Origin of the sequence: Micromonospora sp. ANENR4, from assembly GCF_015354395.1 — a bacterium.
Lineage (GTDB): Bacteria > Actinomycetota > Actinomycetes > Mycobacteriales > Micromonosporaceae > Micromonospora > Micromonospora aurantiaca.
Window position 1 is genome coordinate 34,336 of sequence record NZ_JADKYQ010000007.1, and the last position, 26,666, is coordinate 61,001.

At 71.4% G+C, this 26,666-nt stretch carries 24 protein-coding genes; 6 read left to right on the forward strand and 18 right to left on the reverse strand.

The window, feature by feature from the left end; all coding sequences use genetic code 11:
* Positions 1 to 5 precede the first annotated feature (5 nt).
* The 3 genes from IRY44_RS13615 to IRY44_RS13625 are packed head-to-tail and all read right to left on the reverse strand — an operon-like array spanning position 6 to position 1,987.
* The gene (locus tag IRY44_RS13615; protein ID WP_194800772.1) at positions 6 to 407 is read right to left on the reverse strand and encodes a nuclear transport factor 2 family protein; all 402 of its coding nucleotides are present in this window, start codon (positions 405 to 407) and stop codon (positions 6 to 8) included.
* Between the two features lie 26 nt (positions 408 to 433).
* On the reverse strand, positions 434 to 1,687 hold the full coding sequence (gene fmdA / locus IRY44_RS13620; RefSeq protein WP_194800773.1) for a formamidase: 1,254 nt from the start codon (positions 1,685 to 1,687) through the stop codon (positions 434 to 436).
* 21 nt (positions 1,688 to 1,708) lie between these two features.
* Complete coding sequence (locus IRY44_RS13625; RefSeq protein ID WP_194800774.1) at positions 1,709 to 1,987, reverse strand: zinc ribbon domain-containing protein; 279 nt, start codon at positions 1,985 to 1,987, stop codon at positions 1,709 to 1,711.
* 200 nt (positions 1,988 to 2,187) lie between these two features.
* Here IRY44_RS13625 and IRY44_RS13630 point away from each other — a divergent pair, with 200 nt between their 5' ends.
* Both IRY44_RS13630 and IRY44_RS13635 read left to right on the forward strand, forming a co-directional pair.
* Complete coding sequence (locus IRY44_RS13630) at positions 2,188 to 3,369, forward strand: cellulose binding domain-containing protein (protein ID WP_194800775.1); 1,182 nt, start codon at positions 2,188 to 2,190, stop codon at positions 3,367 to 3,369.
* 11 nt (positions 3,370 to 3,380) lie between these two features.
* Entirely contained in the window at positions 3,381 to 4,508 is a 1,128-nt protein-coding gene (locus IRY44_RS13635; protein WP_194800776.1) for a glycosyl hydrolase 53 family protein, read from the forward strand.
* A gap of 23 nt (positions 4,509 to 4,531) precedes the next feature.
* Here IRY44_RS13635 and IRY44_RS13640 read toward each other — a convergent pair whose 3' ends face one another.
* Entirely contained in the window at positions 4,532 to 4,936 is a 405-nt protein-coding gene (locus IRY44_RS13640; protein ID WP_194800777.1) for a DoxX family protein, read from the reverse strand.
* Positions 4,937 to 5,048: 112 nt separating this feature from the next.
* Positions 5,049 to 5,621 (reverse strand): hypothetical protein, encoded by a 573-nt coding sequence (locus IRY44_RS13645; protein WP_194800778.1) that lies wholly within the window; start codon positions 5,619 to 5,621, stop codon positions 5,049 to 5,051.
* Positions 5,622 to 5,872: 251 nt separating this feature from the next.
* Between IRY44_RS13645 and IRY44_RS13650 the strand changes: the two genes are divergently transcribed.
* Positions 5,873 to 7,096: a hypothetical protein gene (locus IRY44_RS13650; RefSeq protein WP_370584933.1), complete on the forward strand. Its 1,224-nt coding sequence runs from the start codon at positions 5,873 to 5,875 to the stop codon at positions 7,094 to 7,096.
* Here the strand turns inward: IRY44_RS13650 and IRY44_RS13655 are convergent.
* A complete protein-coding gene (locus tag IRY44_RS13655; protein WP_228532061.1) occupies positions 7,005 to 7,466 on the reverse strand; it encodes an SRPBCC family protein in 462 nt (153 codons plus the stop codon). The genes IRY44_RS13650 and IRY44_RS13655 overlap by 92 nt on opposite strands.
* Positions 7,467 to 7,618: 152 nt before the next feature.
* Here IRY44_RS13655 and IRY44_RS13660 point away from each other — a divergent pair, with 152 nt between their 5' ends.
* Together IRY44_RS13660 and IRY44_RS13665 are read left to right on the forward strand one after the other, a co-directional pair.
* On the forward strand, positions 7,619 to 8,482 hold the full coding sequence (locus tag IRY44_RS13660) for a DUF6745 domain-containing protein (protein WP_194800779.1): 864 nt from the start codon (positions 7,619 to 7,621) through the stop codon (positions 8,480 to 8,482).
* Positions 8,483 to 8,723: 241 nt separating this feature from the next.
* Positions 8,724 to 9,974: a cellulose-binding domain-containing protein gene (locus tag IRY44_RS13665; RefSeq protein WP_194800780.1), complete on the forward strand. Its 1,251-nt coding sequence runs from the start codon at positions 8,724 to 8,726 to the stop codon at positions 9,972 to 9,974.
* A gap of 74 nt (positions 9,975 to 10,048) precedes the next feature.
* On the opposite strand, the gene IRY44_RS13670 is transcribed toward IRY44_RS13665, so the two are convergent.
* Positions 10,049 to 10,888, reverse strand: coding sequence for a helix-turn-helix transcriptional regulator (locus tag IRY44_RS13670; RefSeq protein ID WP_194800781.1), 840 nt, complete (start codon positions 10,886 to 10,888; stop codon positions 10,049 to 10,051).
* An 87-nt stretch (positions 10,889 to 10,975) separates the two neighbouring features.
* Between IRY44_RS13670 and IRY44_RS13675 the strand changes: the two genes are divergently transcribed.
* Positions 10,976 to 11,773 carry an SDR family NAD(P)-dependent oxidoreductase gene (locus IRY44_RS13675; RefSeq protein ID WP_194800782.1) on the forward strand — a complete coding sequence of 266 codons (798 nt, stop codon included), beginning with the start codon at positions 10,976 to 10,978 and terminating at the stop codon, positions 11,771 to 11,773.
* A 6-nt stretch (positions 11,774 to 11,779) separates the two neighbouring features.
* Here IRY44_RS13675 and IRY44_RS13680 read toward each other — a convergent pair whose 3' ends face one another.
* The 11 genes from IRY44_RS13680 to IRY44_RS13730 all read right to left on the reverse strand — a co-directional run bounded on the left by IRY44_RS13680 (position 11,780) and on the right by IRY44_RS13730 (position 26,068).
* Positions 11,780 to 12,478 (reverse strand): DUF4386 domain-containing protein, encoded by a 699-nt coding sequence (locus IRY44_RS13680; protein WP_194800783.1) that lies wholly within the window; start codon positions 12,476 to 12,478, stop codon positions 11,780 to 11,782.
* A 148-nt stretch (positions 12,479 to 12,626) separates the two neighbouring features.
* On the reverse strand, positions 12,627 to 13,715 hold the full coding sequence (locus tag IRY44_RS13685; RefSeq protein WP_194800784.1) for a hypothetical protein: 1,089 nt from the start codon (positions 13,713 to 13,715) through the stop codon (positions 12,627 to 12,629).
* Entirely contained in the window at positions 13,712 to 14,827 is a 1,116-nt protein-coding gene (locus IRY44_RS13690; RefSeq protein WP_194800785.1) for an SPFH domain-containing protein, read from the reverse strand. The genes IRY44_RS13685 and IRY44_RS13690 overlap by 4 nt, the downstream gene beginning before the upstream one ends.
* 114 nt (positions 14,828 to 14,941) lie before the next feature.
* Positions 14,942 to 15,970: a glycosyltransferase family 2 protein gene (locus IRY44_RS13695; RefSeq protein ID WP_228532063.1), complete on the reverse strand. Its 1,029-nt coding sequence runs from the start codon at positions 15,968 to 15,970 to the stop codon at positions 14,942 to 14,944.
* Between the two features lie 21 nt (positions 15,971 to 15,991).
* Positions 15,992 to 17,803 carry a hypothetical protein gene (locus IRY44_RS13700; RefSeq protein ID WP_194800786.1) on the reverse strand — a complete coding sequence of 604 codons (1,812 nt, stop codon included), beginning with the start codon at positions 17,801 to 17,803 and terminating at the stop codon, positions 15,992 to 15,994.
* 89 nt (positions 17,804 to 17,892) lie between these two features.
* A complete protein-coding gene (locus tag IRY44_RS13705; protein ID WP_194800787.1) occupies positions 17,893 to 18,483 on the reverse strand; it encodes a DinB family protein in 591 nt (196 codons plus the stop codon).
* A gap of 43 nt (positions 18,484 to 18,526) precedes the next feature.
* Positions 18,527 to 18,943 carry a PPOX class F420-dependent oxidoreductase gene (locus IRY44_RS13710; protein WP_194800788.1) on the reverse strand — a complete coding sequence of 139 codons (417 nt, stop codon included), beginning with the start codon at positions 18,941 to 18,943 and terminating at the stop codon, positions 18,527 to 18,529.
* A 107-nt stretch (positions 18,944 to 19,050) separates the two neighbouring features.
* Positions 19,051 to 20,175 (reverse strand): ricin-type beta-trefoil lectin domain protein, encoded by a 1,125-nt coding sequence (locus IRY44_RS13715; RefSeq protein ID WP_194800789.1) that lies wholly within the window; start codon positions 20,173 to 20,175, stop codon positions 19,051 to 19,053.
* Positions 20,176 to 20,186: 11 nt separating this feature from the next.
* Positions 20,187 to 21,911: a family 43 glycosylhydrolase gene (locus IRY44_RS13720; RefSeq protein WP_194801036.1), complete on the reverse strand. Its 1,725-nt coding sequence runs from the start codon at positions 21,909 to 21,911 to the stop codon at positions 20,187 to 20,189.
* Positions 21,912 to 22,035: 124 nt separating this feature from the next.
* Complete coding sequence (locus IRY44_RS13725; RefSeq protein ID WP_194800790.1) at positions 22,036 to 24,465, reverse strand: ricin-type beta-trefoil lectin domain protein; 2,430 nt, start codon at positions 24,463 to 24,465, stop codon at positions 22,036 to 22,038.
* A 286-nt stretch (positions 24,466 to 24,751) separates the two neighbouring features.
* The gene (locus tag IRY44_RS13730; protein WP_194800791.1) at positions 24,752 to 26,068 is read right to left on the reverse strand and encodes a cellulose binding domain-containing protein; all 1,317 of its coding nucleotides are present in this window, start codon (positions 26,066 to 26,068) and stop codon (positions 24,752 to 24,754) included.
* Positions 26,069 to 26,666: the final 598 nt, after the last annotated feature.

Consider the following 26,666-nt stretch of genomic DNA (forward strand, 5'->3'; position numbering starts at 1 on the left):
CATCCTCAGCCGGCCGGGCCGACGTGTGCCGCGAGCAGGCGCCACCCCTCGTCCTCGTCGAGGATCCATGTCCGCGTGTAGCGGACCCGGGCGAGAAACGGCTCACCGGCGAGGGTGCCCTCCACGGTGCCGAGGAACCATGTCACGCCGGTGTCACCGGCCACGAGGACCGCCAGGTCCTCCTCGTCCACCCGGGTCATCGTCTGCCGGCCGGATCGGTGCACGTGCAGGTCGTCCTGCTTGGAGTAGAGACGGCCGTCCGGACCGGTGAACACGAGACGGTCGTCGATCAACCGATCCAGCGCCGCGACGTCGGAGGACAACTGGGCCCGTTGAAGGCGCCGTTCGGCGGCGCGTAGGGCCTCGACCCTGGCGAAATGCGCGCCGCCGCTGGGCAGGATGCTCATCCGCGAACCTTAGCCCGGTCACCCGCTCAGGGCATGGTGGCCTTCGGGGCGCCCTTGCCCGGGTCGATCCGGGTCGGACCGGCGGCCGAGGGGCGGATGTCGAAGTCGAAGATCTCGGTGGGCAGGTAGACGGTCGCGCAGGAGTTGGGGATGTCCACCACGCCGGAGAGCCGGCCCTCGATCGGTGCGGCACCGAGCAGCAGGTACGCCTGTTCCGGCTGGTAGCCGAAGCGGGTCAGGTAGTCGATGGCGTGCAGGCAGGCGCGCTGGTAGGCGAGTTGTGAGTCGAGGTACCGCTGTTCGCCGTCGAGGGTGACCGAGAGTCCGGAGAAGGCCAGCCACTGGGAGTACTGCGGCGGGGTGTCGCCCGGCATGAAGATGGTGTTCTCGGCGACGCCGTACGTCTGCATGCCGTTCTTGATCACGTCGACGTGCAGGTCGACGAAGCCGCCCATCTCGATGGCGCCGCAGAAGGTGATCTCTCCGTCCCCCTGGGAGAAGTGCAGGTCGCCGAGGGACAGGTTGGCTCCCGGCACGAACACCGGGTAGAAGACCCGGCTGCCGACTGTGAAGTTCTTGATGTCCTGGTTCCCGCCGTTCTCCCGGGGCGGCGCGGTCCGCGCCGCCTCGGCGGCCACCCGGTCGAAGTCGGCGCCGGTGAGGCTGCCGAGGATCGCGTTCTGCGGTTCGGGGGGCAGGGCCAGGGGCGGCACCCGGTCGGGCGCGGTGGCGATCAGCGCACCCTCCCGCTGGTTCCAGGTGGCCAGCAGCGACGCGGACGGGGCGGTGCCCATCAGCCCCGGGTGGGCGATCCCGGTGAACGAGACGCCGGGGATGTGCCGGGAGGTGGCCTTGCGGCCGGAGAAGTCCCAGACCGCCTTGTACGCGTCGGGGAACTGCTCGGTCAGGAAGCCGCCGCCGTTGTTCTTGGGGAAGATGCCCGTGTAACCCCAGCCCTGGCCGGCCAGCGGGCCTGACTCCTGGGGGATCGGGCCCATGTCGAGGATGTCGACCATGAGCAGGTCGCCCGGCTCGGCGCCCTCGACGGCGAACGGGCCGCTGAGCGCGTGGACCCGGGTCAGCGGCGCGTCCCGGATGTCCTCGGCGGAGTCGTCGTTGTGGATCGCGCCGTCGAACCACTCGCGGCAGTGGACACGGAACGACTGTCCGGGACGTACCGTCGCCACGGGCGGGATGTCGGGATGCCAGCGGTTGTGCCCGACCTTCTCCTGGTCGGTGAACCTCTTCGTGGAGTCGAGGGGGAACAGCAGTTCAGGCACGGTCTCGGGCCCTTCTCGTGGTCACCATCGGGGCAGGCGGGCGTGGGCCGGGTTCGTCGAGCGGCGCGCCGGGCGACCGCCGGGTACCCGCCCGACCACCTCCGGCTGTTCCGCGCTGCGCTCGGTCCGGTCCACGGCCTCGCGTAGCGCCGCCGGCATGCGGGTGAGCCGGGGCGCGGAGAACACCCGTGTCGCCGGGCGTCCGCACCGGGGGCAGCTCGTCGACGGGCCCGCGGTGCCGATCGGCATCACGACGTCGAAGTTGCCGTCCTGCGGGCAGCGGTACTCGAAGGTGGCCATCGCGGCTTCCCGTCCAGCCTTCGTGCGTGCGGTGGCCTCCTGCATCGGCTCACCCTGTCGTTCCGATTGTGGCTGATCAGCCGGATAGGCGGCGGAAAACGACGAATCAGGCAGGAGTCGTACCTCGCAAGAGGTTGCCGCGCCGACCGAGGTGTGGGACATGTTGGCGATCATCGATGTATTGGCGGCATCGTCGACGTATGGCTGCCGTCTCGTCGTCCTCGCTGTTCCGCCGCCTGCGGCCGGGTCTGCCGGCCGCAGGCGTGCTGTCGGCCGCGGTACTGGTCACCGCCCTGATCGCCGCGCCGTCGGCCGGCGCCGGCACCGCGTACCCCGCTGCCGCGACGGCGCCCGGCGGCGCCGCGGTGCCCCTCGCGGACCCGACCGGGACTGTGACGCCCACGTCGACGCCCAGGACGCCCGACCCGCCCAGCACCACGCCGTTCCCGCCGAGCGCGCCCACGCACCTGGCCGCCACCCAGGTGCGGACCACGTCGGTCACCCTGACCTGGACGGCAGCCGCGCGCGGCTGCTGCCCCGTCGTCGGGTACGACATCACCTACTACCAGGCGTTCAGCGACGTGATCTACAGCCTCAGCCTCGGCGACGTCACCACCGTGACGATCACCAACTACATTCAGCCGGGCCAGCAGTACTCGTTCCGGGTGTCGGCCCGCGACGGCGACGGCCGCCGTTCGCCCGCCACGGACGAGCTGAAGGTGGTCACTCCGGTGACCGACACCGGCCCGGACACCACGCCGCCGAGCGCCCCGCAGAACCTCACCGTCGGCGAGGTCACCGGCTCCGCCGCCACGCTGTCCTGGGCGCCGTCGACCGACGACGTCGGCGTGCTCGGATACAACGTCTACCGGTTCGACGGCTGGTTCACCTCGACGCTCGTCGCGACCGTGCCGGGGACCACGTACACCGGGCCGCTGCCCCCGTCGACGCCGCTGCGCACCCTGTACTACGTGCGGGCCCGGGACGCCGCCGGCAACGTGTCGATCGCCTCCAACACGGTCACCGTGCCCACGACGTCGACTCCGCCGCCACCGCCGCCCTCGACCTGCCGGGTGACCTACCGGAACCAGTCCGAGTGGCAGGGCGGTTTCGTCGCCACTGTGACGGTGCAGAACACCGGGACGGCGCCGGTCGACGGCTGGATCGTCACGTTCGGTTTCCCCGGCGACCAGCAGGTCACCAACGCGTGGAACGCCGCAGTCGGGCAGGCCGGCGCCGCCGTGACCGCCCGCAACGTCGACTGGAACCGGGTCATCGCGTCGAACGGCTCCGCGACCTTCGGCTTCCAAGGGCGGTGGAGCACGAGCGACGCGCCGCCGACCGGCTTCTCGCTCAACGGCGTCCCCTGCACTGTCGGCTGAGAGGAAGTCCTGTGACCACACGCCACCGCCGCCGCGCCCTGGTCGGTGCCGTCACGGCCGTCGTCCTCGCCGTCACCACCACAGTCGGGGGTACGCCCGCGCCGGTCGCCGCCGCTAACACGCTCAGCATGCGCGGCGCCGACGTCTCCTCGTTGCAGCGCAGCCTGGACCTTGGTGCCAAGTACTACGACGCGGGCGGGGTGGCCCGTGACCCGCTGGACATCCTGCGGTCCGTCGGTCTCAACTACGTCCGGCTGCGCGTCTGGAACAACCCGGCCAGTGGCTACAACAACAAGACCAAGGTGCTGGCCCAGGCACGCGTCGCGAAGGCCAAGGGCCTCAAGGTGCTGATCGACTTCCACTACTCCGACACCTGGGCCGACCCCGGCAAGCAGTACAAGCCGGCCGCCTGGGCCGGGCACAGCCTCAGTCAGCTGCGCAACGACGTGTACGCCTTCACGTACGACGTCTGCGCCGCCCTGCGTGGGCAGGGCACCCTGCCGGACAGTGTGCAGATCGGCAACGAGATCAACGTCGGGATGCTGTGGAACGAGGGCAAGGTCGTGAACAACGATTTCGCCCCCCTGGCCGGGCTGCTCAAGCAGGGCTACAACGCGGTGAAGGCGTGCGGCGGCGGCATCCCCGTCATGATCCACACCGCGAACGCCGACAGCAACGCCAACGCCCGCTGGTTCTACGACGGCATCCGCGCCCAGGGTGTGCAGTGGGACATGACGGCCCTGTCGTACTACTGCATGTGGCACGGCAGCCTGGCGAACCTCTACAACAACATCGTCGACCTGCGGAGCCGCTACGGGAAGCCGGTGGTGATCGTGGAGACCGCGTACCCGTTCACCCGGGACGACGCGGACAGCCAGCCGAACGTCATCGGCGGCGACGCCACCTGCGACGGCATCAGCGCGACCTGGGCCGGGCAGGCCCAGCAGTTCGACTGGGTCCAGAACACCGCCCGCAACGCCGGCGCCATCGGGGTCTTCTACTGGGAACCCACCTGGTACGCCGTCCCCGGCAACGGCTGGGACCCGGCGAACATCAACGGCACCGGGAACGGGTGGGACAACATGGCCCTCTTCGACTGGTACGGGCGGGTGAACCCGGGGGTGCGCTGGACGCCCTGACGGGTCGGCCGGCGCACCCCGGTTCAGCGTCCGAGGAGCCGGGTGATCGAGTGGCGGCGGCCCCACGCGATGAACACGAACAGCACGAACAGCACCACCGGTGTGAGGACCAGCGCGCCGCCGTCCAGGATGAACGCCTGGGTGACGGCGGCGCCGATCATGAGCAGCGCGAGCCCGACAGCGGCCAGGCCGGCCAGCCTCGGCACGAGCAGCCCGATGCCGCCGGCCAGTTCCAGCAGGCCGACGAGGTAGCGGAACCAGGGCGCGGAGCCCATGTCCTCGAAGGTCTGGACCGCGTTCGTCTCGCCGAACAGCTTGGGGCCGGCCGAGGCGACGATGAAGAAGACGCCGAGGAAAACCTGGAGCACCCACAGCGTCCGGTGCAATCCGCGGGCGACGGGCTGGGGAGTGGTGTCGGCAACGGTCATGGTTCTCGTCCCTCCTGGCGGTCTGCCGGTTTCCGGCATTCGATCGGATACACCGGTCAGACCGGCCAGGGCGGGCGAACTCATCGCGCCCGGAGCGGGACGAAGTCCAGGATCAGATGCGGGGGGCCTCGGACTGGTTGTCCTCGGGGGATGCGAGGCGTTGCTGCAGGCGGTCGGACTGGGCGACTGATCCGCCTCTCACGCCCAGGCCGCGTCGAGCCGCGTCATAGAAGCGATCACGGCTCGCGTTGGCCTGCTGGTAGAGGCCGCTCAGCGGCTCGGTGGTCTCCCCGACCTCGCGGGCTCGGTGCTCCAGCCGCCAGACCGCCTCGCGCCAGTCCTGCGCGGCGGCGACCGTGGCGGCGTCCCCGAGCAGCAACAGGCGTTCCCACGCGAGGGTGTGCCTGATGTCGGCGTCGGCGAGCCGGGGCAGCGCCGCGGCCTTGTCCAACCCTGAGCGGTACTTGTCGCCGTCCGCCGCGGCCAGGACCCGCAGCGAGATCGCCTGGATCTCCTTGAGCACCTGTGCGAACTCGCCGTACGCCTCCAGTCGTCGTTCGTCCCACCGTACGGACTGGCCGCGCTTCCACTGACTTCTGGTGGACAGGAAGGTCACCAGACCCGTACCGAGGGCACCGACGACGACGCCGAGCAGCGCCGGCAACTGTGAGACGAACGCATCCATCGGCGCAAGCGTGTCATCCGGCGTCAACGCATGCCGGATGACACAGCTTCGGAGCGAGAATGGAGCTTCAGACGGTCTCGGCCGTGAAGGCGCCGGCCTCGGCACGCAGCTCCGGCCGCATCAGGCCGTACCGCAGGGTCGTGGTGATGCCGGGCGCGGGTGTGGGTGTCCCCCAGCAGCCGCCTGTCCGGCCGTACCCTCTCCTGGTGAAGCTCCGCCGCCGGCTGGTCGCCGTGTCACTCCTCCTGGCGGTGGAGGCGGCGGCGTTCGCGCTGCTCGTCACCGAGTCCGTGACGGGTGCGATCGCTGCCGCCGGCCTCACCTGCGCGTCGCTGTGGCTGCACCTCGCCCTGCACGAGTGCGGGCACCTCGTCGTGGCGAAGCTGCTGCGCCTGCCGGTCGTCGCGGTCCGTATCGCGCCGTTCAACGGTTGGCGCAACGAGGTGGCGGTCCGGCCTTCGCCGTCGATGCCGGCGTTGCCGCTGCGGATGGTGCTGTTCAATCTGGGTGGCCCGCTGACCAACCTGTGCGTCGCGACGGCACTCGCCGTCGCGTCGACGTCCACCGGTACGGCGTCGACGCGGTTGACGTTGCTCTGCGCCGCGTTCGTCGGGGCGCTGCTCGGCCTGACCAACCTCCTCCTTCCGGGGCGTTCGACCTGCAGCGACGGCCAGAACGTGCTCCGCTGGCTCCGGGCTCCGGCAGCCGCCCGTGACGGGCTGCGGGCGGGTTACTACCAGGAGGAGGTGATCAGGGCTCTGCGGGCGGTCACCCGAGCGGGTGGTGACGTCCACCGGGTCGGGATTCAGGCCCGCGCCGACGAGGCTCCGCTCCTGGCCCTCGCTGCCTACCAGCAGAGACTGATGGCGGAAGCCACCCCGTCGGCCGAACTGATCACGGAGGCCGAGCGGCTCGCGGCACTGGCTCGCGCGGGCAGCACCGATCCCGCAGCCGCCGCCGCGATCGGCCAGACGCTGAGCGTCCAGTTCGGGCTGTGGTACCTGTACGCCGCGGTGGTGGCCGGCGCGCCGTTGGAACGCCGGGAGGTGCGGGAGATCTCGGAACTCGCCCGGATCGCCGCCCGGACGCAGCCGCGAGTGTTGTCCGCCCGGATCGCGATGAGCCTGGCACATCTGCTCAACCAGCGGCCCGAGGATGCGCGATCGCTGCTCCTCGACGTCCGCCCGGGTGCCGAGCCGGTCGACCTCTGTGCCGTCGCGCTCCTTCTGCGGGCGGCCGCCGAGTCGTATCTCGGCAACCACAACGACGCGGACCACCTTCTCCACGCGGCCCGCGCCGACTACCCGCAGCTGGCGCAGCTCGTGGCCGCGATCCGGGCAGCCGATCCGGCTCCGCCCCTGTTCGCGCCGGTGGCCGGCGTGGTCATTCCTCGAAGCCGGACGGGTGGGCGTCGCCGACCGCGTTCAGCAGCACCCCCTGCTCCAGCAGCGCCTTTGCGGCGCAGAGGACCATGATGAACCCGCCCATCGAGTCGATCGCCTTGCTCACGGCCTGGTCGGCGTTGCCGGCGAAGCCGGTCTCGGTGACCCGGACCAGCGTGGTGTCGTCCCCACCCGGCAGGAACCGCCACTCGACCCGAGTGGGGGACTCCGGATCCCACTCGACCAGGATGCGGCGGTTCTCCTCCACCTCCTTGACCGTCACGACAGTGGAGACGCCGTACATCTCCCAGTCCCAGGTGACGACGGCGCCGGGTTCCAGCCGGCCGCTGCTCCTGGTGAACCAGAACCTCGTGGTCACCGCCGGGTCGGCGAACGCCTGGAAGACCTCGGCGGCGGGCCGGCGGATGAGCATCTGCGCGGTGATGACAGGGGGTCGGGTCAAGCGGTCACTGTCCACGGGCAACGGTGTTCCCTTCTCTCCTGGCCGGGCACTGCGGATGCGGTCACGGTACGGAATTCGCTTGAGCGGTGCCGAGACATGGGTCAGAGTCGTTCCATGATCTCCTACCGGAAGGGCGGCGACGCCCCGGCGCGATGAGCGCCTCCCCGCGGCGCGACGACGCCGCGAAGATCCCGCACGAACTGTGGCAGCAGGCGGTCCGGATCCGCCAGGAATGGCTCGACCACGCCCTGTCCACACAGCCGGCCGACCGGCAGACCGCCGAGCGCTGCCTGACCGCCGTCTACGCGAGGGCGTCGCGGCCGCGACCTCGCTTCGAATGGGTCGACTCGCCGGCCAAGGCGCTGCCTATGGTCAGCGGCTGGCCCACCCTCGAAGGGCTCCACGAGCGCATCCGGGCGATACGGCCGCCCCGGACGCCGCTGCTGGCGAGCGACATCGCCATGGTCGTCTCCCAGCTCCGGGGCGCGCTCAGCGCGGGCGTCGTGCACACCGATCCCGAGCTGTCGCCCGCGCGCCGGGGCAAGGCCAAGGAGCCGTGGCCCGAGCTGGCACCGCAGCGGGCGTTCGACGGGGGCGTACCGCTCGCCGTCGTGCTGCACCAGGGGGTACGCGCGGCGCTGCACCGCAGCCTCGCGCACGGGTTCTACCTGCCGGTGCGTGCGGCGCTCGCAAGTGACGGCCCGGTGCCCGTGTGCTGGTACGGGCAGCAGGACGCGTCGTGGATCGCCTACTACGACGTGCTGCGCCGGCTCGGTCTCGCCCGGTACGGGCCGGACGAGGCCGGACACCTGGACACCTGGGCCGACCTGGCCCGCTCCTGCGGCTGGTGGTGGCCGGGGGAGGACGTCTGCGTCGTGGTGGACCGGCCACAGGTGATCCGGACCGAGCCGGTCCCCGGTACGCCGCACGACCGGGTCCGGCTGCGACCCGGCGGCGTGCGCTACCGCGACGGCTGGCAACCCCTGCGCAGCGGCGTGGGCGCCGATCCGGGATGACGGGCATCCGCGCGGGCGGAGGCCTTGATTGGATAGGCGACGGTAAATAGATTGGGCTGGGCGCCGCCGAGGTCCGCGAGAACCGGACCCCGGCGGCTGACCGGGCCACCTTCGAGCCGGGCACATCGGTCGTACGCATCGACCACTCACCGTGGCGCATCGCCGCGCCGCACCCTCGCGCACCGCCGCGTCCGACGAGGACGCGCGCTGCTGCGCCCTGTCCGACGCCGAAGGACTTCCCATGACGATTCTCCGTGCCCGTCCCGCCCCGCTCGTGGCGGCCGTCGCCGCGCTGGCCGCCGTCACCGCGGCCGGTACGGCCCTGCTCACCGGCCCGGCCGCAGCCGCACAGGGCTGCCGGGTCGACTACACACCCAACCAGTGGCCCGGCGGGTTCACCGCGAACATCACTGTGTCACCGGGTGACACCGCCGTGTCCGGCTGGACCGTCACCTGGACGTATGCCGGGGACGAGCGCGTCACGAACGGCTGGAACGCCACAGTGAGCCAGTCCGGGTCGACGGTGACCGCCCGCAGCATGTCGTACAACGGCAGCATTCCGGCCGGCGGCTCGACCGAGTTCGGCGTGCAGGGCACGTACGGCACCGCCGGCGGCGCGCCGACCGGGTTCAGCCTCAACGGCGTACCGTGCAACGGCGCCGGGCCGACCACACCGCCGCCCACCACGACGGTGCCGACCACCGCCCCGCCGACCACGCCACCGCCCACCACTGCGCCGCCCACGACTGCTCCACCGACCACCCCGCCGCCCACGACGCCGCCGCCGACCACCCCACCGCCGAGCGGGTGCGCGGGGGCGGTGCTCTGCGACGGCTTCGAGAACCAGACCGGCTCGACGCCGTCGGGTGACTGGAGCGTGGTGAGCCCTGACTGTTCCGGCGCCGGCACGGCCACCATCGACACGTCCACCACGCACAGCGGCAGCCGGGCGGTACGGATCAACGGCGCGGCCGGGTACTGCAACCACGTCTTCGTCCGGACCACGAAGAACCTCAGCAGCCTGGGCAGCGTCAGGTACGCCCGGATCTGGGTCCGGCACACCACCGCCCAGCCCACCGACCACACCACGATGATCACCATGTCCGACGCCGCCGACGGCAACCGGGACCTGCGGCTGGGCGGCCAGAACGGCGCGCTGCAGTGGAACCGCGCCTCCGACGACGCCACGCTGCCCGAGCAGAGCCCGGCCGGGGTGGCACAGAGCGTGCCGCTGCCCACAAACCGCTGGGCCTGCCTGGAGTTCATGGTGGACGGTTCTGCCGGTCAGCTGCGTACCTGGCTGGACGGCGTCGCCGTGACCGGGCTGACCGCCGACGGCGTACCGACGCACGACATCGACGGCCAGTGGTACAACCGCACCTGGCGACCGCAGCTCACCGACCTGAAGCTGGGCTGGGAGAGCTACGGCGGCGGCGCCGACACCCTCTGGTACGACGACGTGGCGATGGGCTCCACCCGCATCGGCTGCTGACCCACAGCGAGTGGAACGCCACGGGTGCCGCAGGCCGCCCGGACACCCGTGGCGTTCCAGCGCGGGCGGGCGGCTCAGTGCTCGACGGTCATCCGCTGGGTGCCGATCACGGAGAGCAGCCGCAGCGCCTCCTCCGAGGGGGAGCCGGGCGTGGCGGTGTAGATGACCACCTGCTGGTCGCGGTCGGTGATGTCGAGGACGTCGCAGTTGACAGTCACCGGCCCGACCAGCGGGTGCCGGAACGTCTTGCACAGCGTCCGCGCACCGCCGACGTCGTGGGAGGCCCACAGGCGGGCGAACTCCTTGCTCCCGGCGAGCAGCTCGGCGATCAGCGCGGCCATCTCCGGGTCGTCCGGATAGCGGGCCGCGGCGGCGCGCAGCCGTCCGACCGAGTGGCGGGCGAACTCGCTCGCGTCCGACACGCCGTACATCAGGTGCGGGCCGAGGAACGCCCGGCGGACCAGGTTGCGGTCCCGCCGGGACACCGCGGAGAAGTCCTCCATGAGCGCTGCCGCGAGGTCGTTCCAGGCGATCACCTCGAACGTCGCCGAGGTCACGAACGCCGCCGCCTGCGGCAGCCGGTGCAGCAGGTCCAGCACGCTCTGGCGTACCTCCCGGGGTGGCCCGGGCGGCGGCGCGGGCGGCTCCCCGGCCAGGTGGTGGAGGTGGTCGCGTTCGGCGTCGGACAGCCGCAGCGCGCGGGCCAGCCCGGCCAGCACCTCCCGCGACGGACGCGGACCCCGGCCCTGCTCCAGCCGGGTGTAGTACTCGGTCGAGATGAACGCCAGCCGCGCCGCCTCCTCCCGGCGCAGTCCCGGGGTGCGGCGGCGCCGTCCCGCGGGCAGGCCCACGTCGGCCGGGGCGATCCGCTCCCGCCTGCTGCGCAGGAACACTGCCAGCTCACGTCGGTCCACGACCCCAGTGTGCCCGCGTGCCGCGGAGCGTAACCAGGTACCGCCGGTGCCTGGATGGGCTCCGCGACCGGCCCCAGGCTTGCCGGCATGGACACCACACGAACCGACACGACAGTCCACCCGACCGCCGGCCTGCTCGCCGGCAAGGTCGCCTTCATCACCGGCGCCGGGCGCGGCATCGGCGCCGCGGCGGCCCGGCTGTTCGCCGCCGAGGGCGCCCGGGTGCTGCTCGCCGCCCGGACCGAGGAGCAGTTGAAGGCGGTCACCGAGCAGGTCCGGGCCGCGGGCGGCACCGCCGAGTACGTCGTCTGCGACCTGGCCGACGCGGCGAGCGTGCGCGCCGCGGTCGACCGCACGGTCGAGGTGTACGGCCGCCTCGACGTCGCCTTCAACAACGGCGCGACGATCGTGCCGCCCGGACCGATGGACCGGGTGCGCGAAGAGGACTTCGACCACGTCTACACCGTCAACCTGAAGGGGCCGTGGCTCGCCCTGGTCGCCGAGGTCGCGGCGATCCGGGCCACCGCCGGCACCGGCGCGATCGTGAACAACTCCAGCGTCGGCAGCCTGATGGGCAACCCCGCGCTGCCCGCGTACGGGGCGATGAAGCGCGCGGTCAACAGCCTCACCGAGTCCGCGGCGGTCACCTACGGACCGGAGGGCATCCGCGTCAACGCGATCGCCCCGGGCAGCACGCTCACCGAGATGATGCGGTCCTGGGACGCCGAGTCGCCCGGGATCATCGACCGTCTCGCGGCGGCCACGCCGCTGCGCCGGGCCGCCGAGCCCGACGAGATCGCCCAGGCCGCCGCCTGGCTGCTCAGCGACCGCGCCTCCTTCGTCACCGGTACGGTGCTGCGGGTCGACGGCGGCGCGCGGGCCTGACAGGGCTCAGACGGTGGCGTCCCGGACCGGCCGGGGCTCCACCGCGCCGGCCGTGACGGGAGAGGGCCGGAAGCCCTTGACGACCAGGTGGACGCCGAGCGAGAACTCCCACACCGCGATGGGAAGCGCGGCGACCGCCGCCACCGCTGACAGCCGGTCCCAGGCGCCGAACAGCGTGCCGAGGTCGGAGGCGACGAGCAGCGGTGCCCCGGCGAGCCCGAGCAGCGGCAGCACGCGCGGTACGAGACGCGACTGGTAGAGCAGCGTGCCCAGCAGCAGCGCGTTCACGGCGGGCAGGAAGCCCTGGCTGAGCAGGAACACCGAGTCGTAGAAGGCGACGAGCGTCCGGCCGGTGACGAGCGCGTCCGGCCCGGCGGCGGAGTCCCGCAGCGCGACGAGCGTCAGGATGCTCGCGACGCCGACGAGGATGCCGGCGGCTTCGAGCACCCGGGCGCCGACGAAGCCCAGCGCGCGGGCCGGGCCCTGCTGCCGGAGCACCGGGTACAGCGCGACGGCGGTGCCGATGCAGGCGAGCGCGACGACCATCTCCAGGACGCCGCCGAGGACGACCGGGGCCTGCGACGTGGTGCCGAGGACGTAGTCCGGCTCGCGGACCGGGGCGTACAGGGCGACGGTGGGGATCGAGACGAAGGTGAGCAGATAGGCGCCGCCCGCGACCAGCGAGGTCTTCCGCAGTGAGTCCATCGGGGCTTCCCTCCGTCGCCGCCCGGCCGATGGTGGTGGTGCCCTCACTCTGCTGTGGACCCGCGCGGCGGCACATCGGCCGCTCGGACATCTCCCCTCGCGCGATGCGTACGGGCCACCGGTGCGGCACACCGGTGGCCCGTACGCGTCAGCGGTTCATCGCGTACGCCACCACGAGCGCGACGAGCGCCAGCGCGGCCAGCACCGCCGCCACGATCTTCGCCGTGCTGTAGGGACGCTCGCCGATGACCTCACCGGTGCGGGCGTTCACCAGCACCTGGTACGACCGGCCCGCGTGCAGGTACGCGGCGATCCACACCGGCAGCAGGACCAGCTTGTACGACACGTCGGAGTACGTGGTGTCCACGGCGGACACCCGCTGCTCGTCACCGCCGATGTCCGACCGGCAGTCCCCCTCGATGACCGGAGCCATCCGCGCCTTCGCCTCGGTCAGGCCCGCCTCGGGCTCGGTGTCGTACCGCAGCGCCTGGTATCCGGCCAGGTAGTCACCGTGGAACGCGGCCGCCTCGGCCAGCGGCCACGGCGCCAGCTTGTCCAACTGCTCGGTGGGCAGGTGGGTGGTGGCGGGCACCAGCACGTCGTCGAAGTCCCGGCGTACGGTCCCGGCGGCCGGATGCCACCGGGTGTGCCGCACCTGCCGGGTCCGCGTCTCCTGCTTGCCGTCGACCGTCACCGTGTACGTCTCGGTGACGTAGTAGTGCTCGCCCCGCTGACCCTGGTAGTCCGACACGGTCCGCGCGTCGAACGTCCAGTGCGGAAGGTACGTGCCCTTCAGCGTCTCCGCCTCGCTGATCTTCTTCAGGCTCCCGGGCGCGAACCAGCGGCTGCGGCACCACTGGCCCAGGGCCGTCCGCACACCGTTGCGGTCGACGGCGAACGGCAGCACCGCCTCCGGCGCGATCAGCTCACCCGCCCCGGCGTCGGCCACCAGGGGAGCCGCGCAGAACTGGCAGCGCTGCGCCAGCGCGTCGCTCTCCGTCCGTGCGCCGCAGCCCGGGCAGACGAACGTGTGCGCGCCGACGCTCGCCACCGGCTTGCGGGGCAGCGACGCCAGTTCCGCGTACGCATGCTCGCGCACCTCCCGGCCGGCACCGGCGATCTCCTGCCGGTGCCCGCAGTACGGGCAGCTCAGCGCGGTCGTGCCGGGTGCGAACTCGACCCGGGCGCCGCACCCCCCGCACTGGTAGGAGGGCGGCGAGACAGCCGTGTCGCTCATTGCGGCGGAAGCGGCGGCGGGACGCTGGCGAGCACCGACGCCAGCTCGGGCACCTGCCCGGCGGGCTGCCACTGCGCCATCCCGGTACGCCAGACGAGCGTGTCCGCGCCGAGCGCGCCCGCGTTCGCCTGCTCGGCCAGCGCGCCGAGGTCGTACGGACCCTGGCGCTGGCCGCCGACGCCGACGTACCACTGGGCCTGGCCCGGCAGCGGCGGCGGCTCGGCGGCGGCCAGCTGCGCCGGCTGCGTGGCCGCGCCACCGCCCATCGACCGGGCCATCTGCTGGCCCATCGCCATGCCCATGCCCAGGCCGATGCCCGCGCCCGCCTCGCCACCCGGGTTGTTCGCCGCGGCCTCCATCGCGTTCGCGGCCTGGAAACGGGTGTACCGGTCCAGGTCACCGACCGCGCCCATGCTGGTCCGCTTGTCCAGCGCCTGCTCGACCTCCGGCGGCACAGACACGTTCTCGATGACGAACTTGGGGATCGCGATGCCGACTTCGGCCAGTTCCTCGGTCAGCACGGCGGCCAGCCGCCGGCCGATCGCGTCCTGGTGCGCGGCGAGGTCCAGCAGCGGCACGCCGGCCGTGGCGAGCGCGCCGCCGAGGCGTCCCACCATGAGCTGCCGCAGGTACTCCTGCACCTCCTCGGTGCGGAACTGCGGGTCGGTGCCGACCAGTTCCCGCAGCAGGCGCGACGCGTCCACCACGCGGGCCGCGAAGGCGCCGAACGCCCGTACCCGGACCACGCCGAACTCGGCGTCGCGCAGGATGACCGGGTTCTGGGTGCCCCACTTCATGTCGGTGAACTGCCGGGTGTTGACGAAGTACACCTCGGCCTTGAACGGCGAGTTGAAGCCGTACTTCCAGCCCTTCAGGGTGGACAGGATCGGCAGGTTGCGGGTCTCCAGCGTGTACGTCCCCGGAGTGAAGACGTCGGCGATCTTCCCCTCGTTGACGAACACCGCCGTCTGGGACTCCCGGACGACCAGTTGGGCGCCCATCTTGATCTCGTTCTGATACCGGGGGAACCGCCAGACGATCGTGTCGCGGCTGTCGTCCAGCCACTCGATGATGTCGATGAGTTCGCCCCGGAGCTTGTCCATCAGCCCCATCGCAACCCTTTCCTCGGCGCCGGTCTCCGGCGTCGCGGGCGACCATAGCAACCGCCCGCCACCTGCGAAAAGAGAACGATTCTGCGCCTATCGGCACCCACCGATCGGGGTTGCTCAGCCGGTTTCGCCGGCCATCGATTCGCCGGTGACCGTACGCTGCTCCGGAATCCGGGAGGTCCGGCCGGGGGCATCGACGACGCGCTCGGTCTCCTGCACGAGATAGTGCGGACGGCGTTTGGTCTCGTAGTAGATCCGGCCGATGTACTCGCCGATCACCCCGAGGATCATCATCTGGATGCCGCCGAGCCCGATCACGCTGACGATGATCGTGGTGTAGCCGGGCACGTCGATGCCCTTCTCCACGGCGTCCGCGACCACCCAGGCCATGTAGCCCACGGCGATGAGCGTGAGGAACAGGCCGCCGTAGATCGCCAGGCGCAGCGGCCGGTTGTTGAACGACAGCAGGCCGTCGAACGCGTAGTTGAACAGCTTGCCGAACGTCCAGCGGCTCCGCCCGGCCTGCCGGGTCTCGTTGCGGTGCGCCACCACGGCGGTGCGGAAACCGATCCACGAGAACAGGCCCTTGGAGAAGCGGTTGTACTCCGGCATCGCCAGGATCGCGTTCACCGCGAGCCGGGAAAGCAGCCGGAAGTCGCCGGCGCCGTCGAGCAGGCGTACGTCTATCCACCAGTTGACCAGGCGGTAGAAGGAGCGCGAGGCGACCATCCGGATGAACCGGTCACCACGGCGGTCCCGGCGGGCGATCACCTGGTCGAAGCCCTGGCGGTAGAGCATCACCATCTCGGGCAGCAACCGCGGCGGGTGCTGCAGGTCGGCGTCCATGATGACCACCGCGTCGCCGGTGGCCCGGCGCAGGCCGGCGAGCATGGCCGCCTCCTTGCCGAAGTTGCGGCTCAGCGACGTGTAGCAGACGGCTGGGTCGGCGGCGGCGAGCCGGCGCAGTGCCACCAGCGTGCCGTCCTCGCTTCCGTCGTCGACGTACACCACCTCGACGTCCACATCGGTGAGCTCGGCGAACGCGACGCTGAGCATCTCGTGCAGCCGCTCCACCGACGCTTCCTCGTTGAAGCAGGGCACCACCACCGACAACCGCACGGCGCTCACCCCGCCCGGCCCGGGCATGCGGGACCGGTGCCCACGGCGTCAGAGGCGGTAGACAAGCGTGCCATCGACTTCCTCCCGGGTGATGCCCAGCCCGTCGACCGGCCGGGTCTCGATGCCCTCCCACGGCGTACCCGCCGCGCGGCTCGGCACCGCGACGACCGACCGCACGCCGATTCCGCGCAGGTACGCCACGCTGCCCGCGTCGGGGAACGTCGCCACGGCGACCCGTGTCTGGGCCTGGGTGACCGGCTCGAAACCGCCGAGCCCGTTGGTGATCCGGGGGAATCCGTCGGTCGACCACAGCATGTAGTTCAGGTCGCCCACCCCGCCGGCGGGCAGCACCAGCATCGGTTCCGGCGCGGTCCGCATCGCCGCCGGTGGCGTCGGCACCACCGGGTGCGGCGTGCGGTTCACGCCCTCCAGCGTGACCAGGGCGAGCGGCACCAGCAGGACCAGCGCCGCCACCGCCCGGGACGCGCGCGCGGCGGCGGGCCGGCGCCACGACTCGGCCAGCGCTGTCACCAGCCCGGCCGCCAGCACGGCGAGCAGCAGGCTGGTCCAGTGCATCATCCGGCCCGGGGTGCGCAACGCGTCCCAGCCCGGCAGGAGGTTTGACAACGTCAGGTAGCCGGGGTCGCCGTCGCCGCCGAGCGTGGCGCCCAGGCCCAGCAGCACGGTGCCGGTCACGCCGAGCCCCAGCGCGACCCGGTGCCGCACCGGGAACGCCGAGACGAACAACCCCGCCGCGGCCAGCCCGATCAGCGTCATGCCGGGCAGCAGTGCCATCTCCGGCGGCCAGGTCAGCTGTTCGCGGGCGGCGGCGTGCCGTTCCCCCCACAACCACGAGTCGCCGGGCGCGGTGATGAACCCGATCAGCGGCGGGGAGAACATCTTCGTCCAGTCCAGCGAGCGGACGGCCTGCGGGTTGAGGTCGACCACGCGCAGGTAGACCAGCCCGAGCAGCAGCGTCACGGTGCCGAACACGGCGCCGCCGGCCAGGTCGGCGATCAGCAGCCGCCGGCCGAACGGTGGCCGCTCCCGCTTGCGCCACCAGGACCAGCCGTAGCAGCCGGCCGCCACCAGCACGGCAGCCAGCAGGAAGTAGACGAGCGGCAGCCCGATGCCGAAGCCGAGCGTGACCTGCCAGGCCGCGACGAGCCACCCGGCCACCGCCCAGCCGGGCTTGCGTCGTTCCGGCCGGTAGCCGTGGCGTAGCGACCAGCCGTGACCGCGGGCCAGCATCGCCAGCGCCAGCGCGATCCCGCCACTGGACAGGATGTTCAGGTGACCGGAGTGCGCCAGCCGCCAGGGCGCGTACGCCCACGCGATCCCGGCGACCGCACCGCCCCAGCGGTTGGCGCCGAGCTGCCGGGCCAGCGCGTACGCCCCGAGGAACGCCAGCGCGTGCAGCAGCACGTAGAGCACGTTGTAGCGGATCACCGCGGCCTCGAAGCCGGAGCCGAGCATCCCGAACGGGGCGTACCCGAGCAGGGTGTCGCTGTAGGCGTAGGTGTAGCGCTCCGGATAGAACGTGTTCGAGTTCCAGAGGTTCGCCGGATCGCTTAGCAGGGCGTGCCCGGACCAGGCGACCTGCCACGCCTGCAACGTCGGGTCGCCGAGGTCGCCCGGGATCGTGGTCGCCGGGTGCCGCATCGTCGGCCAGGTCAGCACCACCGCCAGCAGCAGGCTACCCAGGATCGCCAGCGTCCACTCCGGGTTCGGCCGCCACCGGCGCCTGCCGTCCGACGGGCGCTCGTCCGTGGGGCGGTCGTCCGAGGGCCGGTCGGCGGGGGGCTGCGCGGGACCGGTGTCCTCAGCGGTCGGCGGGGCGACGGCGGGCCGGATCTTCATGGGATAGATGCTTCACGATGCTGCTGGTCCTGTCGATCCGCTGTCCGAAATATGGTTGAAACTTCCGGCCCGCCATACCGGAAGGCCGCCTACGCGAACCGGTCGGCGAGCGCCGACAGCTTACTGACGTACGCCGGCCAGTCGTAGCCCTCGGGAACGTTCCGGTTGTCCCGCCCCAGCCCGATCGCCGCGTCGTGCTGCTCACGCATGACATCGGCGTGCCCGGCATGCCGGGCCAGGTCGACGCAGACGTGCACGATGACCTGGTGCAGCGTCACGTCCTGCCGGCCCGGCTGCCACCACGGCACCCGCCCCGGCGCGTCCAGCGGCAGCGTCTCGATCGTCTCGTCCGCGAACGCGCCGACCCGGCGGTACAGGTCGATCAGCCCGTCCTTGGTCTCGTCCTCGCGGGCGTACCAGTCGGCCTGCGGGTCCGCGTCGAACGTCTCGGCGGCGACCAGCTCCGCCGGTGTGGGGAACTCGCGGCCGAACGTGGGCCCGAAGTAGCCGGCCTCGACGTTCAGGCAGTGCTTGAGCACCCCCAGCAGGTTGTTCCCGGTCGCGGTGCGGGGGAGCCGGGCCTCACGTTCGCTCAGCCCGTCGAGCTTCCAGATCAGGTTCTCCCGGATCGCGCGCAGGTAGTGGTGCAGCGCTGCCTTCGGGTCGTACGGCTCACTCATGCCCGACACTCTTCCGCATGGGTCGGACATCGTGGGGGCGCCGTCAGCCGGTCTGGCTGTTGTCCTTGTGCGCGCCCCACCCGTGCCAGCGCTCGATCTCGATCCAGGCGCTGACCCGGGCGCGGTCCCGCCGGGGGTACGGCTTCCCGGTGTAGTGCTGCGAGATCCGGTCGATGTCCGCCAGGCCCTCGTCGTCGCGCAGCTCGACCACCCGCCCGATCAGGCTGACGTGGGTGTACCAGTTCCCCTCGTCCAGCACGGTCAGGGAGACCCGGGGATCGCTGCGCAGGTGTGCCAGCCGGCGGCGGCCCTCGTCCATGTTCACCAGGACGCGGCCGTCCTCCCACAGGTACCAGGTGGCCGCGGACACCGGCTGGCCGTCGCGCAGCGTGGCGATGACGGCGGGATTCGGCTTGCCCAGCATGGCGACGGCGGGCTCGGGCAGCGGCGGCTTCGACATGGCTCTCACTCTACGTACCCGCCGGGCCCGCCGCTGGTCATGCGGCGGGCGCCGCCCGGACGGGCTCCCCGGCGGTGTCGCCCGCCGGGGAGCCCGTCGCACGCCGGTCAGGCGCGTGCGCTCCACTGCTGGTTGGTGCCGCCGTGGCAGTCCCAGAGGTTGATCCTGGTCCCGTTGGCGGTGCCGTAGCCGGCCGCGTCCAGGCAGCGCCCGGACTGGACGCCGCTGATCGTGCCGTTGGCGTTGAGGTTCCACTGCTGGTTGGGCTGGCCGTTGCAGTCCCAGATGATCACGCTGGTGCCGTTCGCGGTGCCCCGCCCGCTCGCGTCGAGGCACTTGTTGCCGAGCACCTGCAACTGCTTGGCCGAGGTGTAGGTCCAGCGCTGCATGGTGCCGCCCCAGCAGTCGTACAGCTGCACGGCGGTGCCGTTCGTGGTGCTGCCGTTCGGCACGTCCAGGCACCGGCCCGAGCCGGCGCCGACGAGCTGCACGTTCTGGTACGTGCCGCCGCTGCTGCCTGGGGTGCCGATGCTGCCGGACACCGACTGCAACGCGCGGTACCAGACCGCGGCCATCTTGTCGTAGCCGGTGGCGGTCGGGTGGATGCCGTCGATCAGGTCGGCGGTGGTCAGCGCCGAGTACTGGTCGACCAGGTGGACCCGCTTGCCGGCGTTCACCTTCGACTGCACGATGCCGGGCAGCGCGGCGTTGAACGTGCGCACCGCCGCCGCCTGGCCGGAGTTGGCGAGCGGGATGATCTGCGCGACGAACACGTCCGCGTTCGGCGCCGTGGTGGTGATGCGGTCGATGAGCGAGGAGAGCCGGTTGGGCGCCGTCGAGACGTTGTAGTTCTGCAGGATGTCGTTGGTGCCGATGTGCAGCAGCACGGTGCGCGGCTGGTAGGCGTTCAGCCAGCCGGTGATGTTGGCGTCGATCTGGTCGATGCGCCAGCCGGGGTGGCCCTCGTGGTCGTGGTCGCCGAGGTTGCCCGGCCCGTTGAACTGGGAGCCGACCAGGTCGACCCGGTAGCCGCCGCCGGCCAGCCGCTGCCACAGGCCGATCCGGTAGCCGCCCGGCACCTGGGTGCCCTCGGTGATGGAGTCACCGAGCGGCATCACCCGGGTGCCGCCGTTGGACTCGGCGACCGCCGGGCCGGCGGGCGTGAGCACACCGGCGGCCAGCAGGGCCAGCGCGGCGCCCGCGGTGAGCCATCTCCTCACTGTCGTACGCATGAACGCTCCTCTCACGGGCTGGTGCAGGTCAGGGACGGGGTGGACGGGGAGCCGTCGGCGATGAAACCGAACGTGGTCGAGCCGGACGCGGGCACCGAGCCGTTGTACGCCGCGTTACGGACGGTCGCCGTGGATCCGCTGGTGCTCAGCGTGCCGCTCCAGACCTGGCTGATGCTCTGGCCACCGGCGAGGTTCCACCGCACCGACCAGCCGTTGAGTGCCGCGGCGCCGGCGGTGACCGTCACCTCGGCCTGGAAACCGCCGGACCAGGAGTTGGTGGTGCGGTAGGTGGCGGTGCAGGCGCCGCCGGTCGGCGGCGGCGTGCTGGGCGGCGGGGGAGAGGAGGGCGGCGGGGTCGACGGCGGGACCGGCGGCGGGGTGCCGCTGAGGCTGGAGGTGAACCACCAGTGGTCGATGTTGAACAGCGAGCCGCTGCCGCCGGTGAACCGCAGGTAGAGGTCGTGGGTGCCGGTGGCACCGCTGACCGGGCAGCTCGGGTTGGTCCACGTCTGCCAGTCGCCGGTGGGGGTCACCTGACAGGTGCCCACCAGCGGGCCGGTCACGCTGTCCAGGCGCAGCTCGATTGACCCCCCGCTACCGGCCGAGGCCACCATCGCGGTGAACTTGGTCGCGCCGGCGCCGAAGGCCACGCCCTTGACCTTGATGTAGTCCCCGTTGTCGATGTAGCCGACGTTCCGCCCGCCCAGGGAGGACGCCTCGGTCTCCACTCCCTGCCCCCAGGCCATCGTCTCGGCCTCCTGCCGGGCGTACGGGTCCAGGGTGCCGACCTGCGGGGCGCCGGTGGTGGTCATGTTGATCGTGGGGATCGAGCCGTCCGCGCCGTAGGAGAACTTCTCCACCGCCACCGACCTGGTGAAACCGCCGCCGCCGGGCAACGCGCCGTTGTGGTAGAAGAAGTACGAGTTGCCCTTGAAGTCGATGATCCCGGGGTGATTGGTGAAGCTGCTGCCCTGGGTCGGCATGATCGTCCCGCGGTACGTCCACGGGCCCAGCGGCCCGGGCGCGGTCGAGTAGGCGACGAACTCGGAGCAGCACTTGGCCGCGAACGCCATGTAGTAGAGGCCGTTGCGCTTGTACACCCACGGCCCCTCCTCGTAGAGGGTGGGCCGGTTCGCGTCACCGGTCCGTGCCCCGAAGCCCGCTGTGGTCAGCGGGATCTGCGTCGGGCTGCCCGAGTACGAGATCATGTCCGCGTTCAGCTTCACGTACCACAGGCGCGGGTTGCCCCAGTACAGGTACGCCTGACCGTCGTCGTCGATGAACACGGTCGGGTCGATCTCGCCGTTGCTCACCAGCGGACGCCCGATGGCGTCGCGGAACGGGCCGGTGGGGCTGTCCGCCACCGCCACCCCGATGCCCATCTGGCCGGTGGCCCGCACGACCATCGGCACGTACCAGTAGAACTTGCCGTTGCGGTGGACCGCCTGGCCGGCCCACGCGTCCTGCTTGGCCCAGCTGAACGTGGCGAGGCTGAGCGGCGATCCGTGGTCGGTCCAGTTGACCATGTCGTCGGACGAGAAGACCCGCCACTCCTTCATGGTGAACCAGGTCGAGTTGTCCTCGTCGTGGCCGGTGTACAGGTAGACCCGATTGTTGTACACGAGCGGGGCCGGGTCGGCCGTGTAGATGGTCTGCACGATCGGGTTGTCCGCCCGGGCGACGGTCGGGCTCAGCCCGCCGGCGACGACCGGGGCCAGCCCGAGCAGGGCGAGCATGGTCACGGCCAGCGCGAGCCATCGTCTGGTCCGGCGGTCGGGTCTCCATAGCGTTGAGTTCACAGGTCATCTCCCCGGTAGGCCGCGCCGCGGCGGATGGGTACGGTCGGCGAAGGTCGGGCCGTCACGCCCGGCTCCACTTCTGGCTGCTGCCGCCGGTGCAGGCGGACAGGACGATCGGGGTGGCGTTGCCGGTCCCGCCGCCGTTCGGGCTCAGGCACAGTCCGGACTGGACGCCGGTGATCGTGCCGTCGGTGTTGACGTTCCACTGCTGGTTGGCACCGCCGTTGCAGTCCCAGATGATGACCCGGGTGCCGGACGAGGTGCTTTGTCCCTCGGCGTCGAGGCACTTGGTGCCGTACACCTGGAGCTGTCGGCCGGAGGTCGTCGTCCACTGCTGGTTGGTGCCGCCGTTGCACTCCCACAACGTCGTCTGGGTGCCGTTTGTCTGGGACTGGTTCGGCACGTCCAGGCAGCGGCTCGAGTTGGGGTTGAGCCACGCGCCGCTCGTACCCCCGGGGTTGCCGCCCGGGCCGGCGACGACCGACAGGTTGTCGAACTGGGCGGTCTCGCCCTGGCTGGTGCCGAAGCCGACCTGGCCGGTGCCGAACGTGGAGTCGGTGACCGTGCCGACGGTCGTGCCGTCGATGGTGGCGGTGATGGTGGTGCCGGAGAAGCCCAGCGCGAGGCTGTGCCAGCGGCCGGTGCCCAGCGCCGCGACGTTTCCGCTGCGCAGCGTGGCGAGCTGCCCGGCGGTGTTGTTGCGCAGGATCGACCACGAGCCGGAGTCGGTGACCCGCAGGAAGTAGCCGTTGTACCGGCCGATCGGGTCGAGGTTCGTGGTGCCGACGCGGCCCTGGATCTGGGCGTAGCCGGACTGTTCGAGCAGGACGTCGGCGGAGACGGTGTAGTTGCCCCAGCTCAGGTTGCCGCCGTAGGTGGCCGGGTCGGCGAGGGTCTTCCAGGTGATCGGCGCCTGCGCGGACATCTGCCGCAGGCACATGCCGGCCCGGCCGCCACCGCAGCCGACGGTCTCGAACGCGCCCTGCATGTCCTGGAGGTACTTCGGTATCCGACCGGCGGCGTACCCGTCGAAGTCGTCGCGGTACGGCAGGCCGAGCGAGCCCTGGGCCGGGCTGGTGGCGGTGCCCTTGCCCTGCCCGGTGGTCGTGGTGACGGTGTAGAGGTGTCCGGGCTGGACGGTGAGCGAGAACGAACCGCCCGACGGGGTGATGTCCGCGCCGCGGACGAAGAAGTCGTTCGGGTTCGTCGAGTTCAGGTTCGTGGACCAGACGTGCACCTGGCCGGTGGAGAGCCCGTCGGTGACGTTCATTGTGAGCTGCTGCGCCGATGTGGCGTCCACGGTCTCGATGACGGTGCTGTAGTCGCCGCCGGTGGGGGAGCGCAGCGACACGTAGCTGCCGTTGTTGCGGTTGCCGCCCAGGTAGCCCGAGGACGAGTCGAGGTAGCGCCAGCCGGGCGCGGTGAACTGGGTGGTGTGCGCGAGCGCCCAGGTGTTCTTGCCGACCGAGTACCAGCCGGACCAGGGCTGGTTGGCCAGGATCAGCCCGACCGTGGACCAGGGCAGGTTCGGTGTGATCGCGGCGATCAGGTCCCAGTTGAGGTAGGCGACCATCCGGCCGTCGATGTAGCCGCGGTTGATGCCGCGTGCGAGCGGCTTGGCGCCGTCGTTGTAGTCCTGCGAGCCGCCCTCGCTGTTCCACAGCGTCTTGCCGGTGCTGGTGGCGGTGGACGAGACGGTGCACGTGGTCTGCGCGCTCAGGTAGCCGCACGGGTAGTGGCCGCTGAGCACGTCGATGCTGTTGCGCAGCGTGGTGTTGCTGGCGACGGCGTTCGCCGGGCCCCAGCTGCCCGGGTAGTCGTCCCCGTAGATGATCTTCACACCGCTGTAACCGTTGGCGTTCAGCGCCTGACGCAGGCTGATGGTCCAGTTCGCGTCGGTCCGCTTCTCGTTCTGGGCGGCGGTGATGTAGTCCATGGTGAGGTTGTGCTGCCGCGCGCAGCCCAGCCAGTCCACGAAGTAGTTGATCATGTCCTGGGACATGAAGTTTCCGTTGCCGATCCACCCGGGAGCACCCCAGGGCAGCGCCGCCAGCTTGATGGCGGGGTTGCGTGCCTTGGCCTGCTCCATGATCCACCACTGGTAGCCACGGTTGCAGTTCAGGTCGCCCCGGACGTGCTCGTGGCTCGGCTCCGAGCCGCTGGTGGAGTTGGTGTCGCCGCCCATCTCCACCTTGAGGATCTGCAGCGCGGCGCCGTAGCCGGGCTTGAACAGGTAGTCCAGGATCTGCCCGCGTTGCGGCTCCGGATAGTCGATCAGCAGCCGGCTGTTGCCGCCGCCGCCGCTGACCACGCCGACCCCGTCGAACGTCTGGCCGCCGGAGGCGCCGTTGACGGTGATCGTGGTGGCCGCCTGCGCGGGGGTCGCGGCGAGGGTCAGGCCGCCGCCGGTGGCGGCCAGGGCGAGAACCAGGGCGGGTATGACGAGACGTGGTGGCCCGGATCGGGCGGGCCGGGGACGGGGGATCACCATGACGGCTCCTCGGGTACGCGCGACCGTCCGGCCGGCGGGGCCGGGTGTCGCGAGTTGTGGATGGCCGTCGGTGTAAACGCTAACAAGAGTCGCGCTGCGGTCCCGAGGTGGTGGTGGCGATGGCCTGCGGGATTGCAAATGTTAGCGCAAACATCGACCAGGGTTAATTAGAGCACATCCCGGCGTCCGACGGGACCTCACGTTGTCCCGACTGGTGCCGGGCCGGGGGCGGCGCGGTGCCACCCCACGGCCCGGCTCCCCGTGCGGGGATCGGCGCCCGGCCCGGTCAGGGGCTGGTGCAGCTGACGCCGCTGGGTGCGGTGGCGCCGTTTCCGGTGGCGGTGAACCCGAACGTCGTCGAGCCGTTCGCGCCGACAGTGCCGTTGTAGTCGGCGTTGCGGACCGACACCGAGCCGGTGGTGCCGGTGTTGACGCCGTTCCAGAGGCTGCTGATCGCCTGGCCGGAGGCCAGGGTCAGGCGTACGGTCCAGCCGTTGAGCGTGGTGGCGCCGTTGTTCGCCACCGTGACCTCGGCCTGGTAGCCGCCCGGCCAGGTGTTCACGGTCCGGTAGGTCGCGGTGCACGCGCCCGGCTCACCCGGCGGCGGCGTCGTGACCGGCGGGGTCGTGGGCGGTGCGGTGGTGACCGGCGGCGTGGTCGGCGGCACGGTGGTCGGCGGCGCCGTGGTCGGCGGCGTGGTGGACGCGAACTGGCTGAAGAACCGCCAGATCTCCCCCGACGTCCAGGTCCGGGAGTCGTTCGGGCTGGACGACCCGTCGACCGGGCTGGGGGTGTGGTCGCCGTCGAACGCGGCCCACTGCACCGGGTAGCCCTCGCGGCAGCCGGAGTACGTGGTGGTGATGTGGGTGAGGCTGCCCCGGCTCGGCTCGCGCGGGCTCTGCGCGGTGCAGCCGTTGTTGCGGACGAACGTGTCGCGCAGCGACCGGCCCATGGAGATGTTCAGGACGCTGTCGTAGATGCCGTGGATGCCGAAGTAGGCGACCGGCTGGGTGCCGCCGTTGCAGCCGCTGAGGTTGGCGCCGGAGATCACGGTGACCGCGCGGACGACGTTGGGCCGGGCGCAGGCCACCGCGTAGCTCATCGCGCCGCCGTAGCTCCAGCCGAGCGCGAACCGCTGGCTGGTGTCGACGCAGAGGTCGTTCTCGATCTGCCGGGAGATGTCGTCGAACAGCGTCAGGTCCCGGCCGTTGGTGTTGGCCCAGCCGTTGTCGATGCCCTGCGGCGCGACGAAGATCGTGCTGTTGTTCGACAGCGGCAGCAGGCCGTAGTAGCCGGCCGAGGCGACGTTGTTCGCCGAGCCGTTCAGCCAGTGGAACCCGAAGATCAGCCGGTACGGGCGGTTGCGGTCGTACCCGTCCGGGATGCGCAGGATGTAGCTGCGGTTCTGGCCGCCGCTGGAGATGGTGCGCGTACCGCTGGACAGCGTCGGGGCCTTGCCGCAGCCGGCGGTCGCGGCGAGCGTGCCGTTTGTCGACGCCTGCGCCGTCTCGCCGAAGCCGGCGCTGAGCGCGCCGCCGGCCGCCGCCGCGAGGAGCACTGCCGCGGCGGCGATGGAGGAGAGGAGGGATGTTCGTTTCGCCATTGCTGGACTCCTTGCCCTGGGTGGTGGTGCAGGCCGAACCGTCCGTCGATGCCGACGTCGCCTGCGAAGAGGGCGCGGAGCCGCGCGTGCGGCCGGGGCCGAAGTCGTCCGTTGGCCGCCTGCGTCGGCGTGCATCGGCGGAGCGGCCCGGACTGGTCACCGACCGGCGCGGCGGCGAGGACGGTGCCTCGGGTCGCTTTGCCGGTTGCGGGGGTGACGGGGAGCGTGCCCTTCGCTCCCGTGCCGGAACATAGCAGGTTATCGATAACATGTTCAACCGGCCGGGTCCGGGGGAATGTCGGGCGGACCGCCGGGTGAGCGCTCACAGGAGCTCGCGGGCGAGGTCGGCCTCGGCGAGCCCGAGCCGCCGGTACGCGGTGGAGCGACCCGGGTGTCCCTCCCGGGTCATCGGGCTTCTTCCAGCCCGGTTCGATCTCCCGTGCGTAACGGTTCGGTGAACTTGCGTGAACGCTTTCAGCGGGGTCGTCCCGCACTTCGGGAGCACTCTGATGTCACGGCGCGGCCGTGTTCGGTGAACACCGTTCACCCTATTGTTCACTCGTGCCTAATCCGGTAGAACACCAGGTAGGTCCGCAGC

Bases quoted from the DNA above. Each gene is read 5' to 3' on its own strand.
- IRY44_RS13640 (WP_194800777.1), bottom strand. From the start codon at position 4,936: ATGACCGTTGCCGACACCACTCCCCAGCCCGTCGCCCGCGGATTGCAC.
- IRY44_RS13710 (WP_194800788.1), bottom strand. From the start codon at position 18,943: ATGTCGAAGCCGCCGCTGCCCGAGCCCGCCGTCGCCATGCTGGGCAAG.
- IRY44_RS13700 (WP_194800786.1), bottom strand. From the start codon at position 17,803: ATGAAGATCCGGCCCGCCGTCGCCCCGCCGACCGCTGAGGACACCGGT.
- IRY44_RS13715 (WP_194800789.1), bottom strand. From the start codon at position 20,175: ATGCGTACGACAGTGAGGAGATGGCTCACCGCGGGCGCCGCGCTGGCC.
- IRY44_RS13685 (WP_194800784.1), bottom strand. From the start codon at position 13,715: ATGAGCGACACGGCTGTCTCGCCGCCCTCCTACCAGTGCGGGGGGTGC.
- IRY44_RS13730 (WP_194800791.1), bottom strand. From the start codon at position 26,068: ATGGCGAAACGAACATCCCTCCTCTCCTCCATCGCCGCCGCGGCAGTG.
- IRY44_RS13690 (WP_194800785.1), bottom strand. From the start codon at position 14,827: ATGGGGCTGATGGACAAGCTCCGGGGCGAACTCATCGACATCATCGAG.
- IRY44_RS13660 (WP_194800779.1), top strand. From the start codon at position 7,619: ATGAGCGCCTCCCCGCGGCGCGACGACGCCGCGAAGATCCCGCACGAA.
- IRY44_RS13625 (WP_194800774.1), bottom strand. From the start codon at position 1,987: ATGGCCACCTTCGAGTACCGCTGCCCGCAGGACGGCAACTTCGACGTC.
- IRY44_RS13680 (WP_194800783.1), bottom strand. From the start codon at position 12,478: ATGGACTCACTGCGGAAGACCTCGCTGGTCGCGGGCGGCGCCTATCTG.
- IRY44_RS13615 (WP_194800772.1), bottom strand. From the start codon at position 407: ATGAGCATCCTGCCCAGCGGCGGCGCGCATTTCGCCAGGGTCGAGGCC.
- IRY44_RS13675 (WP_194800782.1), top strand. From the start codon at position 10,976: ATGGACACCACACGAACCGACACGACAGTCCACCCGACCGCCGGCCTG.
- IRY44_RS13645 (WP_194800778.1), bottom strand. From the start codon at position 5,621: ATGGATGCGTTCGTCTCACAGTTGCCGGCGCTGCTCGGCGTCGTCGTC.
- IRY44_RS13630 (WP_194800775.1), top strand. From the start codon at position 2,188: ATGGCTGCCGTCTCGTCGTCCTCGCTGTTCCGCCGCCTGCGGCCGGGT.
- IRY44_RS13705 (WP_194800787.1), bottom strand. From the start codon at position 18,483: ATGAGTGAGCCGTACGACCCGAAGGCAGCGCTGCACCACTACCTGCGC.
- IRY44_RS13695 (WP_228532063.1), bottom strand. From the start codon at position 15,970: ATGCCCGGGCCGGGCGGGGTGAGCGCCGTGCGGTTGTCGGTGGTGGTG.
- IRY44_RS13725 (WP_194800790.1), bottom strand. From the start codon at position 24,465: ATGGTGATCCCCCGTCCCCGGCCCGCCCGATCCGGGCCACCACGTCTC.
- IRY44_RS13665 (WP_194800780.1), top strand. From the start codon at position 8,724: ATGACGATTCTCCGTGCCCGTCCCGCCCCGCTCGTGGCGGCCGTCGCC.
- IRY44_RS13720 (WP_194801036.1), bottom strand. From the start codon at position 21,911: ATGCTCGCCCTGCTCGGGCTGGCCCCGGTCGTCGCCGGCGGGCTGAGC.